The organism is Cytobacillus gottheilii, from assembly GCF_018582665.1.
In the GTDB taxonomy this organism is placed as follows: Bacteria; Bacillota; Bacilli; order Bacillales; family Cytobacillaceae; genus Cytobacillus; species Cytobacillus gottheilii.
This window is the reverse complement of the sequence record NZ_CP071709.1, coordinates 1,664,694-1,679,479: the sequence shown is the minus strand read 5'-3', so window position 1 is coordinate 1,679,479 and position 14,786 is coordinate 1,664,694. Positions and strand designations below refer to the sequence as shown.

Genomic DNA, 14,786 nt, shown 5'->3' with positions numbered 1-14,786 from the left:
GGAGGGAAAATAATTTGAAGAAAAAAAGAGGTTTTCGGTGGTTAAGTATTTTACTTACAGCTATTCTGATTCTTCCCCTTATGCTTCCAACCAGCATTTTTGCTGAGGGGAATGGGTCACCTCACACTTCATTTAGAAAGGCAGCCGTAGAATCTGTACAAAAGAAAATCAGCAGCTCCTTATTAAAGCAATTCAGTAAAGAAGACGAACAAGTAACATTTTTACTGAAATTCAAAGAACAGGCAGATCCTGCAGCTGCAGCTGTAAAAGCTGGAAAGAATGCTGTCAGTCAAAATGCATCTCCTGCAAAAGCAACTTATATGAAAAGATCGGCTGTTTTATCCTCTCTAAGATCGACTGCAATTGAAACACAAGGTTCCGTAACAGACTTTCTTCATAAGCAAGAAGAACTTGGAAAAGCCAAGAATGTACAATCTTATTATATCGTCAATGCAATGGCGGTTACTGCAACTAAAGATGTATTAGAAGAACTGGCTAAATTCCCTGAGATCGAAAAAATCCTGCCAAACGAAACAAGACAGCTTTATAAGCCAGCAAAAGAAAAGCAAAAAGCATCTCTTCAGGTACAGCCAGCAAAAGATGCAGAGACAAATGCAACAGAGTGGAATATTGATCGTGTTGGAGCACCTGCTGTATGGGAAATGGGAGTCGACGGTGCTGGTACTGTCGTTGCCTCTATCGACACTGGTGTTGAATGGAATCACCCTGCTTTAAAAGATCAATATCGCGGATTTGATCCTGCTAATCCAAACCAGGCTTCACATGAATTTAACTGGTTTGACGCAACAGCTGGACAGACAACTCCATATGATGATGATGGACATGGAACACATGTCACAGGAACAATGGTTGGAGCAGAACCTGATGGAAGCAACCAGGTTGGTGTAGCTCCTGGTGCAAAATGGATCGCTGTTAAAGCCTTTACAGCTGATGGCGGCACAGATGCTGACCTGCTGGCAGCAGCTGAATGGATTTTGGCACCAAAGGATGCGGAAGGAAATCCACACCCTGAATACGCACCAGACGTTGTTAACAATTCTTGGGGAGGTGGCCCTGGTCTTGATGAATGGTACTTGCCAATGGTTCAAGCTTGGCGTGCAGCAGAAATATTCCCAGAATTCTCAGCAGGTAATACAACATTATTCAATCCAGGCGGACCTGGTTCTGTCGCTACACCAGCGAACTATCCTGAATCCTTTGCGACTGGTGCAACAGACATCAACAATGGATTAGGCAGTTTTTCTCTATTAGGTCCTTCTCCATATGATGAAATTAAACCTGATATTTCTGCTCCAGGCGTAAATATTCGTTCTTCTGTACCTGGCGGCGGTTATGAAGGCGGCTGGAACGGCACATCAATGGCGGGACCGCATGTCTCTGCAGTTGTTGCTCTCCTGCGCCAAGTGGATGCAAGTCTAACCGTTGATGAAATAGAAGAAATCCTCATAACAACTGCTACACCATTAACGAATGGCACATATACAGAAGTTCCAAACAACGGCTTTGGTTATGGGCTTGTTAATGCTTTTGATGCCGTTTCATCTGTCATGACTGGACTAGGCACTTTAAAAGGTCATGTAGCAAAAGAAGGTAACGATGAAGAAGCACCAATAATTGAACATACTGCACCTGAAGAAACTTTTGCGGGAATGGATTTAGCATTACAGCTGCAAGCATCTGATAATGTCAGCATTTCGCAGATTGAACTTCAATACTTAACAGAAGACGGCAGCTACAGCACGATCCAAGCTGAACGCGTTTCAGGAGATTATCAGAACGGAACGTATGAAGCTGTCATTCCAGGAGAAGCAATTGCCGAGCCATCTGTGTCTTATAAATGGAATGCAACAGACTTCGGCGGAAATGGTGTTGATTCAGACACATTTGAAGTCTCCGTTGTTCCAGGAATTACAACAGGCTATAGCCAGGATTTCGAATCAGCTCCTACTGGCTGGACATCATACGGTGAAGGGAATAGCTGGGAATGGGGGGCTCCTGATTCGGGTCCTGGAAGTGCTTCATCAGGTGAAAATGTCTATGCTACTTCATTAGCCGGCAACTATGAAAACAATGCAAATATGACATTGCTGATGCCGCCAGTTGACCTGCCAGAAGGCAATACTTATCTGCAATTTAAGCAATGGCATAATCTTGAGCGTAATTATGATTATGGTCATGTATTTGTTTCAACAGATATGGAAAATTGGACACAGGCTCTTCGTGTCAATGATGTAACAGCTTCTTGGACTGATGGAGAGGTTGATTTAAGCGAATATGCAGGACAGCGGGTATATATCGCATTTAACGTTACTTCAGATGGTTCTGTTCCACGTGAAGGCTGGTATATTGATGATGTAGCTCTTTCATCTGCACCTTTAGAATCTGCATCTAAAATCAGTCTTGGTGTAAATAGAAATACAACGAGCCCTAGCGGCAGCAGTGTTGCTCTAAAAGATAAGAAGATTGATCCAAATAAAATTCTGCCTGCTTTCAGCAAAGAATATGACCAAGAAAAAGGCGGTAAAGACGCAGCTCCAGTTCTTCTTCCGATCAGCGCCAAAGTAAGTGTTTTAGAGTCTGGCCGCTCTGTAACAACAAATCCAGCAGATGGCTCCTATTCTTTTTCACATGCAGCCGGTGAATATACGGTTCTTGCAGAAGCATATGGCTATCAGTCGGCAACACAGACTGTTGTCATTGAACAAGATGGTGAGACAACAGCTGACTTTGTTCTAGAAGAACTTGCACAAGGAACCGTTTCCGGTACTGTTACAAATGAAGCAACTGGTGATCCTGTTGCAAATGCAACCCTGCTGTTAGTTGAAGATGGTGCAGTCTCACCTGTTACAACGGATGAGGATGGACAATATAGCCTAACTGCTTATGAAGGTGAATATACGTTAAGAGTAATGGCTCCTTCCTTCTATAGTCAGGAAATTTCCGTAAATGTTTCAGGAGATGTAGAGCAAAATATTCAGTTAAAACCTTTTATCGGCTTTGAAGGTGAAATTGGATATGATGACGGTACAGCTGAAAATGCACGTGCATTTTATGATCCTGGTAACGGCTGGGCTGTGAAAATGTCTTTAGCTGAAGGACATGATCAAGCAATGGTAACTGGAGGCTTATTCCGTTTCTGGGATACAGAATGGCCAGTCCCTGGTGGAACTGACTTCCAAGTAGAAGTGTATGATGCAGACGGCACAGATGGTGCTCCTGGCACAAAACTCGCCGGTCCATTTGATGCAACCGCATTGCGTAATGGAGAATGGACACATGTTGACTTAACGGAACATGGCATTACAGTAGATGGCGACTTTTATTTAGTCTATATCCAAAGCAATATAAATACTGCCTCACCTGGCCTCGGAACGGATGAAAATGGTCCAAATGCTGAAAGAAGCTGGCAATTCGTTGACGGAGCATGGTCACCTGTTCCTGCTGAGGAAGGAAATTACATGATTCGTTCTGTTGTCAGCTATGAACTAACAGCTCCTGTTATTACTTCACCTGCTGATGGTTCGTTCACAAAGAATAATACGGCTGTCATTGAAGGTACTACCGCTCCAAATGTGACAGTTGCCATTTTCAATGGTGATGAAGAAGCAGCTCAAACTGAATCTACAAGTGAAGGAACGTTCTCTGCTGAAGTGCCTTTAACACAAGGTGAAAACACGTTTACGGCGAAAGTAACAACAGAAACTGGTGCTACAGATGCTTCCCAGCCTGTAACCATCATTTTTGATGATACAAAGCCAGAACTGGTTATTACAAGCCCTGAAAATGACTCAAAAACAAATAAAGAAACGGTGACAGTAGAAGGTACAGTATCTGATGATCACCTTGACTGGGTTAAAGTAAATGGCAAAAAGGCAAAAGTTGAGGATGGCCAATTCTCCCTAAGACTTCTTCTTGAAGAAGGAGAAAATGACATTAAGGTCATTGCGCAAGACAAAGCAGGCAACCGCATCAGAAAGAATGTCACAGTTGATGCGAAGTATACTGCACCGGTAATTGAGAATCTTGTGCCGGCAGAAAATCTTGAACTAAAGAAAGGCGAATCTGTAAAAATTGAATTTGAAAGTGAACCTGGACTAGATGCTACCTTCAGCATCAGAATGCCTTTAACGAACGCTGGAGCTCAACTTTCAAATGCTACAGAATTGCCTATGATGGAAACATCTGATGGTCATTATGTAGGCTATTACACGGCAACTTCAAATGTAAAAGCACCTGGAGCAGAAATTGAAGTGAAAATTACTGATGATTATGGCAATGAAAGCCGTGAAGTAGCAGATGGAAAACTTTGGATTAACTCTAAAATTAAGTCAAAAGGCAAGAAGAAATAAATCTTTTCCTAAGTGTTTCTTGTAATTAGCAGCAAAAAAGCATGCCTATTCATACTTGGCATGCTTTTTTGCATATAAGAAACAAGGTAAACCCGCAATACCTTTGCCTCAATTAGAAGTTAAAGCAAGCAGCTCCTACGATGATCAATAGGATGAATAAAACAACGATTAATGCGAAACCTCCGCTGTATCCGCCGCCATATCCACCGCCGTAACCGCAGCCGCCATAGCCATATCCGCCATAACCATACATATTAAAGTCCTCCCTTTTTTTGTATATAATTCTTGTTAAGCATTAATGTTTAATATTAGTAGCCGTATCCGCCGTAGCCCCAAGAAGCTCCAATGATAATTAATAAAATAAACAATACAACTAGCAGAGCAAAACCTCCGTTGTATCCGCAGCCTTCTGACATAGTCAATTACCTCCTTTGTTTGTTTCCATATATCCTATTCATTTTAGAGAAATTGTGCGCTAGACGAATACACATTTTTGGTGAAATTAACTATTCACCCTTCTAAAACCTTATTATGATGCTTTTTTCCAGCTCAAAAAAAAGAGTAAGCACTGCCTAAAAAGGGTGCTTACTCTTTATTTGGGTTTTCTTTTTTTATATAGTTAAAAATTTCTCCTGATTCAAAACTGGTTACCAGCCGATTTAACCAATCATAGTAGTCAAGAGCTGCAGTTAACTTTTCTATATCCTCTAATGCCTCCAGCCTAACTTTTTCATCAGTATCAACGTCATTAACAATACTTTCCAGTTCTCTTTTAGACTTTTCCATCGTAGTAATGCTCATAGTGATACTTGGTCTCCATCTAATTGAAAACTGATCAACAAATGTCTGGTGCCAATCACCTTCTGCTTTGTATAAGTCCTTTCTTTCTCCTTTGCGCCATACCTTTTCAACCATTTTCAATTCCATTAAGCTTCTTACGGACGTGCTCATACTGGTCTTGCTCATGCCAAGCTCTTCCTTCATTTCATCTAAAGTCATTGGCTGATTCTGAAAATACATTAGCCCATAAAGCCTGCCAATTGAATCACTTATTCCATATAAATTCATATTTTTTGCAATTGTTTCTATAACACGTTCACGAGCAGCAGTAAGCTGTTCTTTTTCATTCATATTTATTCACATCCATTACCTAACTTAATGAGATCCATCTTCGAGTTCGCCTATTTTAGGTTAAATCCCTTTCAATAATAGACCTGCAGCTGAAAACATTCTTCAGCAGGAGTGTATCAGCTGCGATTTCTTACAATTTTTATAGAGTTATTTCTAACATTCAAACATTCTTAATATAGATTATCATTTTATAAATAAAAGTAAAGATGGGACATATTTAGCATTGGGGAGTAATTTAGAGGATTTATAAGCATATACTCAATACAGTGCATACAGTTTTTTCTGTACAAACTTTATGCATGTATACAGCAGAATATGCAGTTTGCCATGAGTATTGCATTCATTCTACAATTAAAAGGTCTTATGACACAGGAGAAAAGAACGGGGTGAAAACATGAATGAAGAAAATGCAAAGATAAGTATCCGAAATGTATCGAAAATATTCGGAAAAAACACAAAAAAGGCCATTCAGCTATTAAATAATGGCGCAAACAAAACAGATATTCTTAAACAAACCGGTGCAACAATCGGGGTAAATCAGGCTGCTTTTGATATTTATGCTGGTGAAATCTTCGTGATCATGGGTTTGTCAGGAAGCGGAAAATCCACTTTAGTCCGCACATTAAACAGACTGATTGATCCAACAATTGGCGAAGTGCTGATTGATGGAAAAGACATCACGAAAATGAAGAAAGATGAATTAAGAGAAGTCAGAAGGAAAAAAATAAGTATGGTTTTCCAAAAATTCGCACTTCTCCCTCACCGCACTGTCCTTGAAAACGTTGAATATGGATTAGAAATTCAAGGAATCAATGAAAATACCAGAAAAGAAAAAGCGATTGATGCATTAAAGTTAGTAGGATTAGATGGTTATGAAAAGCAATATCCCAGTCAGCTTAGCGGCGGTATGCAGCAGCGTGTAGGTTTGGCTCGGGCACTTGCAAATGACACGGATATCTTATTAATGGATGAAGCTTTCAGTGCACTTGACCCATTAATAAGAAAAGATATGCAAGATGAATTGCTTGAGCTGCAATCCTCGATGTCAAAAACCATTGTCTTTATTACACATGATTTGGATGAAGCATTAAGAATCGGAGACCGCATCGCACTGATGAAGGACGGAGCTGTTGTCCAGATTGGGACACCAGAAGAAATATTAATAAATCCTTCCAATCAATATGTTGAAAGATTCGTAGAAGACGTTGACCTTTCAAAGATACTAACAGCAAGTCATGTAATGAAACGGGCTGAAACCGTACAAATTGACAAAGGGCCGCGTGTTGCAATTGAAATGATGAAAAAATTAGGAATTTCCAGTATATACGCAGTCGATAAAAAGAAAACACTCCTTGGTGCATTAACAGCTGATGATGCCCAAGAAGCGATTACGTCAGGGAAAACACTCCAGGAGATCATTAAACGAGATGTTCAAACCGTGGCAGAAGATACCCTTTTAACAGACTTATTCGAGCAAGTGTCCCAAGCAAGTATACCAGTAGCAGTTGTTGATGTTAATGGTCGTTTAAAGGGGATTTTAGTTAGAGGAGCAGTCATTGGAGCACTTGCTGGAAATAATGAAGCCATAAACTATCTACATAATACCGATGGCGATGCTCTGTTAAAAAAGAATGAGAGTTTAGAAGAACAGACAAGTAACTTCAAGGAGGGGTTATAATGGAAGGTTTGCTGCCAAAACTCCCGCTTGGAGATTGGATTGATGCATTTGTTGACTGGTTAACGGTTACGTTTGAATTTATTTTTGATGGAATTACTGTCGGGCTAGAAGGAATTGTTGATGGCTTGTTAGCAGGTTTAGAACTGATCCCATCTATTATATTGATTATTTTAGTAACAGCGCTGGCTTGGTGGCTGGCTGGGAAAAGTATTGCCTTGTTTACACTGATCGGACTATTCTTAATTGAAAACCTCGGTTATTGGGAACCCATGCTTGAAACTCTGGCATTAGTATTAACTTCGGTATTCATTACAGTTATTATTGGATTACCAGTAGGCATTTGGGCATCTCAAAAGAAAACTGTCAAACAAATCATTACCCCAATGCTCGATTTCATGCAAACAATGCCAGCCTTTGTTTATCTCATCCCTGCCATCTTTTTCTTTAGCATTGGAGTTGTCCCTGGTGTTGTTTCATCTGTCATCTTTGCAGTACCTCCTACAATCAGACTTACCATATTAGGTATTCAGCAAGTTCCAGCGGACATAATTGAAGCGACCGAAAGCTTTGGTTCAACAACAGGACAGCGTCTTATGAAGGTACAGCTGCCGCTTGCAATGCCAACGATTATGGCTGGTATCAATCAAAGTATTATGCTTGCCTTGTCCATGGTCGTTATCGCGTCAATGGTCGGTGCCCCAGGACTTGGCGCAGAGGTTTATCGTGCTGTAACCCAGATTCAAATTGGAACAGGATTTGAAGCAGGTTTAGCGATCGTCATCATTGCCATCATTCTGGATCGTATCACGCAGAATATTGGAAAAAGAAAAAAAGTGAAAAAATAATTGTTAGAAATAAATCAATGCAAATACCCCTAACATGTTAGACATTACTCTAAGATGTTAGGGGTATTTTTGGTGTTTAATCCAGACCTTGTCATTTGCCTTTAATCAGCTGTTTTTCCCCTGTGCTGCTGCTCTGATTACTTCTGATAGTATAAAAAAGCGGCAGGCAAATGATCTCTTGCCGCCGCTAACATGTAAATTACTCTTGATTGCTTTCTACTAATTCGCCTGCTTTGTTTTCTTTATCCTTAAGTTCATATGTCAGCTGATCGATACTGCTTCGAATGTTGCCTTTTCCAGCAAAGTTCTCCAGCAGTTCCTTTACGTCAATGCCTGAAGAAGCTTTTAACGTTTCCTGCATAGTAGACATAAGATTTGTTGCATAGCCTGTAACTTTATTTGCTCCCCCATTTGCGCTGTCACTGCCAGTATCAACAACTGTAATTTTATCAATATTGGATAATGGGCTGGCAAGCTCCTTCGCATATTCAGGAAGCATCTTTAAGACCATATCCATAACCGCTGCCTGGCCGTACTGATCGAATGCTTCGGCAATCTTGCGCTTCGCTTCTGCTTCGGCTAAACCTTTTAGGCGGATAATTTCTGCTTCTGTTTCCCCTTGTGCTCTTTCAGAGTCTGCTTTTGCCAAACCGTCAGCTCGAATTCTTTCAGCTTCAGCACGTGCTTCTGCTTCGACTCTATATTGATGTGCATCTGCATCTGCCATTTGCTTGCGTTTACTTGCTTCTGCCTCCTGTTCAACTGCATAACGATCTGCATCTGCTTTTTTCTTAACTTCTGAATCGTATTGACGCTCTCTTCTTTGGATCTCTTTTTCTTCTAACTCAATTTGCTTTTGACGCTCAATGATCTTAATTTGCATTTCCTGCTCAGTAACTTCCTGCTTCGAGCGCGCTGTTTCAAGGTCATATGCCTGGTCAGCACGGGCTTTGGCAATATCCTGCTCTCTTCGGTACTCTGCAATTTTCATTTGATTTTCTTTTTCTGCTTCAGCAATTTCAGTTGCACGCTGAAATTCTGCCCGCTTTGCTTCCTTATCAGCCTCAGCCTGCTGAATTCTTGTTTCTTTTTCAGCGATTGATGTAGCAATATCAGCATCTCTTTTTACTTGTGCAATCCTTGGTTTACCTAATGACTCAAGATAACCATTTTTATCACGTACATCTTTGATCGTAAACGAAACAATGATTAATCCCATTTTAGCAAGATCCTGTGATGCAACACGCTGAACTTCTTGAGAAAACTTGTCTCGATTTTTATATATTTCTTCCACTGTCATGGAACCTAGAATAGATCTTAAGTGACCTTCCAGCACTTCTCTTGCTTCATTTTCACGGTCTGCTTTCTCTTTGCCAAGGAATTGTTCAGCAGCTGTAGCAATTTCTCCGATGGATCCGCCAATTTTAATAATTGCTGTTCCATCAGCCATAACCGGAACACCTTGCTCTGTATATACTTCTGGAGTTGATACTTCAAGCTTGCTCGATAGCAAGCTTAATGGTTCAGCTTGCTGGAATACCGGAAGAACAAATGTACCGCCTCCGCGGATAATCTTAATTTTATTTCCTGATTCATCAACATGCACATTCTTACTTCCTAAAAAGCTTCCGGTCACGATCAGCGCTTCATCAGGTCCAGCCGTTCTGTATTTCGTAATAAAGACACCGATTAATGCAATTAATAAAAACGCTACAATTCCAATGACAATCCAGATTGCATAATCCATCATTTTAGTTCCCCCTTATCGATCCCTATTCTATTTTCCGGCACTACAAAAAGTACACCATCTTTAATATCTACTACTAATACTTTTTCGCCTTCTCTTATGACACCATTATGAAAGCAGGCAGCTGGCTTTGAAATTCTGCCGCTATAGCTTTCAATTAAAATTTCTCCGTAGCCATCCTCGGGTATGGATATTAATACGGTCGCAATTCTTCCTCTTAGTGAATCCTCACTATATGCGAGCGATTCTTCAGCAGAAGACAATGGAATAAGTACAAATACATTTAAAAGCGTATCCAGCCCCAAGGCAATCACAGCCGATATCACCATTATGAACAAGCTATTTAAGGAAGTCAGCAACTCAAATAAATAACCAGATGCCGACATAAAGGTAATAAAGGCCAGTATCAGAACTGGATGCAATATCCCAAGTGCCTCCCCAGCTCCTTCAAGCATGTCACCAAATAAAACATATAAAATGATTAAGCTTCCTGAAATAATAAGTGCATAAAGATAAATCGTCTCAAGCGAAAGGCCAAAAATCTCCATCTACACCACCCTGTCTATAGCAAATTAATTAAGTTATATCCTCTCTCCTCCTCTCTGTTTCCTGTTTCCTGTTACCTGTAATACGGATGAATAGGGAAGAGGTTTCAAAATAATACAAATTTTTCAAATGTATTGAATGATTATTCTAGTGCTAACTTCAGTCATCAAACTTTCTTATCCTGCATATTTTATTTCATGGCAATTGGAAATATAATGGAGGTATATATTGAATGGCTAGATCTGATAAATATACACAGAAAAAAAGTCCTTTTTGGCTAATTATTCTCTCACTGCTCTTTTTATGTATAGCTGCTGCAGCCTGTATTTATTACTACGCAAGAAGTCAAATCGTGATTGAGGCACCAAAAGAGAACTTGGGTGAAAAAATTATCATTACATTACCAACTGGAAAAAATATATATACGTTTGAGAATTTAATCGTTGAGGAAAACGGGAAGCTTCTTTATAAAGGAGAGCGCAGCACACTTGATTTAACAGGTGGGGTTGTTGTCTATGAAAATTGGGAATGAAAAATACATTAACCTTATATCTCTTAAATTGGGAATCAGTTACCCAAGCTTTAATGACGATGGCAGCAAATGATGTGGGACAACTTCAGTTTTAATTAACCCACTTGAAAAATTTAAAAATGAGGAGATCTGTCTTGAAATTATTCAAAAGAGCTATTTCACATACGACCGCTTATTTTAGGTCTGCAATTGGCATCAAGAAACAAATGGAAACACCTTTTAAAACAATCGCCCATAGAGGTGCATCTGGTTATTGCCCGGAAAATACTCAGGCAGCCTTTGACTTGGCGGTTGAAATGGATGCTGATTATATTGAACTTGATCTACAGCTTTCAAAAGACGGAGAAATTGTTGTTATTCATGATTTAAAACTGGATCGCACAACAAATGGTAAAGGCAGGGTCATTGATTATACTTATAAAGAGCTCCGTCAGCTCGATGCAGGTTCTTGGTATTCCAATGAATTCGCCGGTGAAAAAATCCTTACTTTTGAAGAAGTGCTCAACTTATATAGGAATAAAATTGGTTTACTGATCGAGCTAAAAAAACCTTCAGCCAATCCAGGCATTGAAGAGATGGTTGCTTCCATTCTTAAGAAACATAACTGGGAGAGCTGGGGTAAGAATCAAATTATCATTCAATCTTTCGAACAAGCTGCCATGAAAAAAATGGCTTCACTTCTGCCTGGTTTGCCGATTGGCGTATTAGTCAATTATCCGATTAAGAAAAACGAAGCAGAGGAAATTGCCCGATATGCTGAATATCTGAATTTAAAATGGACCTTAGTCAATAAAAAACTATTATCCTATCTTGCAGCTCATAACTTAAAAACCTTTATTTGGACCGTTCGTACAAAAAAAGAGCTCGAGCAGATTAGACAATATTCAGTTGAAGGAATTGCCACAGATTACTTAAAACTGTTTAAATAAATTATGAAAAATACTCTCATATTGCAGAAAATAACCCGCTTTTAAAGCAGGTCATTTCTGTTTAATTGAGAATTACAATTCTTTACGATTTTCGAAAACATATTAATAAGCCAAATGCTTTATCCTCAAGTCCCGCAATAGGTAACATATGGCTGATCTGTAGCAGCTGGAGCATTTTTATACTTCTGGTGTATTGCTCTTGCATGTGAATATGGCTGTGAGAGAGCTTGCAGCAGTTCAGTCATAACTTCATAATCCCCACTTTCCTCTGCAGCTTCAAGCGCTTCTTCAACTAGATGGTTTCTCGGAATTACAGATGGGTTATGTTTTTTCATGAGTTCCAGGACTTCTTCTTCGCTATTAGCTTGTCTGCTTAACCGGTTCTGCCACTTTTCATGCCAATTCATAAAATCTATTTCATTAAATAACTGATTTTCATTATGAAGATGAAACGTAAGTGCCAGAAAGGTATTGGTAAAATCAGCATGATGTCTATCCATAATTTCCAATAACTCTTTAATCAGGTCCGCATCTTCTTTTTCATCATGAAATAAACCTAATTTTTTTCTCATTCCTTCAAGCCATTTCATTTCAAATGCAGCAGAAAATCCCGAAATTGCCTCTTGTGCAAGTTCAAGCGCCTTTTCCTCATGATCATCAAGTATTGGCAGAAGTGATTCAGCAAAACGAGCCAGATTCCAAGCTGCCATATATGGCTGATTACCATATGCGTATCGGCCTTCTCGATCGATTGAACTAAATACAGTCGAAGGGTCATATTCATCCATAAATGCACATGGCCCATAATCAATGGTTTCTCCGCTAATCGCCATGTTATCCGTATTCATTACACCATGAATAAATCCAACTAATTGCCAATTGGCAACAAGCTCTGCCTGTCGTTTTATGACTTCTTCCAAAAAGGACAGATTAGGGTTTGAACTGTTTTTCACACTTGGATAATGCCGATCAATAGCATATGATGCTAAAGCCTGCAGATCCTCCTTATTCCCAAATGCAGCCGCATATTGGAACGTACCGACACGCAAATGGCTAGAAGCTACTCTTGTTAAAACCGCACCTGGCAGGAGCCTTTCCCGCTGAATATTATCACCTGTTAAAGTAACAGCCAGACTTCTTGTTGTTGGGATTTGAAGAGCGTACATTGCCTCACTAATAATATATTCTCTAAGCATCGGACCTAGCGCCGCCCTGCCATCTCCACCTCTTGAAAATGGTGTTCTGCCTGAGCCCTTTAATTGAATATCTAAGCGCTGTTCTTCTGTTACTTGTTCACCCATTAATAAGGCTCTTCCATCTCCAAGCATATTAAAATGGGCAAATTGATGACCAGCATATGCCTGGGCAAGCGGTTCGGCGTTCTCTGGAAAGCGGCTTCCTGCTAAGATTTCCGCCCCATCCTCTTTTTCCAATAAATCGGAATCCAGCTGCAGGGAATCTGCTAATGGTTTATTAAATATCACTACTTTTGGATCAGATACAGGATTTGCATCCATCTTTTTATAAAAGATAGGCGGTAAGTTTACATAACTGTTATCAAAATTCCATCCGTACTTATCTTTCATATCAATCACCTTCCTTTGTTAATCTTTCTGCATGTATGTATTACATTTTCCTCTTCCTTTAAGGAATTATCCGCATTTTCATCATCATATCATGTAATTTTTTTATATTGGAGAAAGATGCTTATCCCCCGTCCTAATGAAGGGGGATAAATGCTATTATGCGAGCGGATGAGGAGCAAATTGTGCTAAATATTTTGCATCTAAACGGCTATGCTGCGGAAGAAGATAAGCTGATTGTGTTGCTCCTTCTTTTCTTAACGTATTAAGGGCATCAATCATTCCCTTTGAACTTTCCATGCCTATTCCATGTCCGAAAAACGAATCTCCGCCTAAATAAATGCAATTTTCACCGGTCCAGACAGGGTGATCGAAATCTGGATTATAAAAGTAAACTATATCCCCCGGGATATAATCTCTGCCTTCCTTTGTTACAATCCCTAAGTCGTGATCATAATTCCAGTCCCATACAAGCAGCCCCTGAAATAAAGTATTAAATCGGCTTGTTGCGATCGAAGATAAGACCGCTTTATAGCACATTAAGACAATAGCAGTCGTACATTCAAATGCATACTCCCTGCTGTTTTTATAAACATCTATAATGGCATCTGATGGAAGAACAGCTGGATTTAATAAGTAGCCATATTTAATTTTTTTCCAAATGGCAGGATTAAATTTTGAGGTTGGAAACGGCGCAAATTGAACTTCACTCTTATGCAAATCCTTGGCAGCTTGGATAATATTCTCTCTTAGCGTTATTTCAAAGTAAAGTTCATGAAGTGTTTGATATTGATGGACAGTCGGACTGTTTTCAAGAGCAAGAACAATCTCACGCTGTATCCCCTGGAATTGGCTAATATCCGGCTTGCTGGCATAGTTAATGATTACAGACAACGGGGTACCCTCCTTTATGCCATGCTGCTAAAAACATGAATACTTTTATAATTTATGGGTTTAAGGGAAGAAGGGTTCCACTGAAAATGAGAATTCGAATGGAATCTAGCATAACTCCTTCAGATGTTAAAACGCTCTCATTTTGGGTAAAGGTAGAGTAAAATATGGAGGGAGAAGGTAACCATGAACAATCACAAAAAATATGATCATCCTGAACAATATAAAACCGATAAAGAAAGCCTCTTTGATAAATTTGAATCAGAAAAAAATGTCGACCCGCTGCCTGTCGAAGATTTAAACGAAGAAGTGAAAGAAGAAGAAGAAGGAGAAAAAACAAAAGACAGTTCTTCAACACAGAAAAAATATGAAGCTGATTTTAAAACGATTAAAAAGAAAAAAATATTCGGCGGTGATTAGAAGTAATATTTCCAGTAAAAACAATTAAATCCAGCACTGGGAGTCAGTTCTTAAAACTGGCTTTTTTTTCGTGCAAATCGATATAACTTCTAGTGAATTAACTTTGACAAGGAA

At 39.6% G+C, this 14,786-nt stretch carries 12 protein-coding genes and 1 pseudogene; 6 read left to right on the top strand and 7 right to left on the bottom strand.

Annotated features, from left to right (window positions below):
* Positions 1–14 precede the first annotated feature (14 nt).
* On the top strand, positions 15–4,370 hold the full coding sequence (locus J1899_RS08370) for a S8 family peptidase (protein WP_214478394.1): 4,356 nt from the start codon (positions 15–17) through the stop codon (positions 4,368–4,370).
* A 112-nt stretch (positions 4,371–4,482) separates the two neighbouring features.
* Here the strand turns inward: J1899_RS08370 and J1899_RS22610 are convergent.
* The 3 genes and pseudogenes from J1899_RS22610 to J1899_RS08355 all read right to left on the bottom strand — a co-directional run.
* Positions 4,483–4,566, bottom strand: a pseudogene (locus J1899_RS22610) (YjcZ family sporulation protein); the annotation flags it as partial.
* Between the two features lie 112 nt (positions 4,567–4,678).
* On the bottom strand, positions 4,679–4,786 hold the full coding sequence (locus J1899_RS08360) for a YjcZ family sporulation protein (protein WP_080846924.1): 108 nt from the start codon (positions 4,784–4,786) through the stop codon (positions 4,679–4,681).
* Positions 4,787–4,955: 169 nt separating this feature from the next.
* Positions 4,956–5,501 carry a GbsR/MarR family transcriptional regulator gene (locus J1899_RS08355; RefSeq protein WP_214478393.1) on the bottom strand — a complete coding sequence of 182 codons (546 nt, stop codon included), beginning with the start codon at positions 5,499–5,501 and terminating at the stop codon, positions 4,956–4,958.
* A 394-nt stretch (positions 5,502–5,895) separates the two neighbouring features.
* Between J1899_RS08355 and J1899_RS08350 the strand changes: the two genes are divergently transcribed.
* Together J1899_RS08350 and J1899_RS08345 are read left to right on the top strand one after the other, a co-directional pair.
* Positions 5,896–7,179 carry a quaternary amine ABC transporter ATP-binding protein gene (locus J1899_RS08350; protein ID WP_214478392.1) on the top strand — a complete coding sequence of 428 codons (1,284 nt, stop codon included), beginning with the start codon at positions 5,896–5,898 and terminating at the stop codon, positions 7,177–7,179.
* Positions 7,179–8,024 carry an ABC transporter permease gene (locus J1899_RS08345; RefSeq protein WP_151571854.1) on the top strand — a complete coding sequence of 282 codons (846 nt, stop codon included), beginning with the start codon at positions 7,179–7,181 and terminating at the stop codon, positions 8,022–8,024. The genes J1899_RS08350 and J1899_RS08345 overlap by 1 nt, the downstream gene beginning before the upstream one ends.
* Before the next feature lie 199 nt (positions 8,025–8,223).
* Here the strand turns inward: J1899_RS08345 and floT are convergent, their stop codons facing one another.
* Positions 8,224–9,771, bottom strand: coding sequence for a flotillin lipid rafts scaffold protein FloT (floT, locus tag J1899_RS08340; RefSeq protein WP_214478794.1), 1,548 nt, complete (start codon positions 9,769–9,771; stop codon positions 8,224–8,226).
* Positions 9,771–10,319 carry an NfeD family membrane protein gene (locus J1899_RS08335; protein WP_214478391.1) on the bottom strand — a complete coding sequence of 183 codons (549 nt, stop codon included), beginning with the start codon at positions 10,317–10,319 and terminating at the stop codon, positions 9,771–9,773. The genes floT and J1899_RS08335 overlap by 1 nt, the downstream gene beginning before the upstream one ends.
* A gap of 230 nt (positions 10,320–10,549) precedes the next feature.
* On the opposite strand from J1899_RS08335, the gene J1899_RS08330 reads away from it, so the two are divergent.
* Positions 10,550–10,849 (top strand): hypothetical protein, encoded by a 300-nt coding sequence (locus J1899_RS08330; protein ID WP_214478390.1) that lies wholly within the window; start codon positions 10,550–10,552, stop codon positions 10,847–10,849.
* Between the two features lie 134 nt (positions 10,850–10,983).
* Entirely contained in the window at positions 10,984–11,778 is a 795-nt protein-coding gene (locus J1899_RS08325) for a glycerophosphodiester phosphodiesterase (RefSeq protein ID WP_214478389.1), read from the top strand.
* 125 nt (positions 11,779–11,903) lie between these two features.
* On the opposite strand, the gene J1899_RS08320 is transcribed toward J1899_RS08325, so the two are convergent.
* Together J1899_RS08320 and J1899_RS08315 are read right to left on the bottom strand one after the other, a co-directional pair.
* Positions 11,904–13,364: a protein adenylyltransferase SelO gene (locus J1899_RS08320; RefSeq protein WP_214478388.1), complete on the bottom strand. Its 1,461-nt coding sequence runs from the start codon at positions 13,362–13,364 to the stop codon at positions 11,904–11,906.
* A gap of 156 nt (positions 13,365–13,520) precedes the next feature.
* A complete protein-coding gene (locus J1899_RS08315; RefSeq protein ID WP_066447347.1) occupies positions 13,521–14,255 on the bottom strand; it encodes a protein-glutamine gamma-glutamyltransferase in 735 nt (244 codons plus the stop codon).
* Between the two features lie 183 nt (positions 14,256–14,438).
* Between J1899_RS08315 and J1899_RS08310 the strand changes: the two genes are divergently transcribed.
* Entirely contained in the window at positions 14,439–14,672 is a 234-nt protein-coding gene (locus J1899_RS08310) for a hypothetical protein (protein ID WP_066447349.1), read from the top strand.
* Positions 14,673–14,786 lie beyond the last annotated feature (114 nt).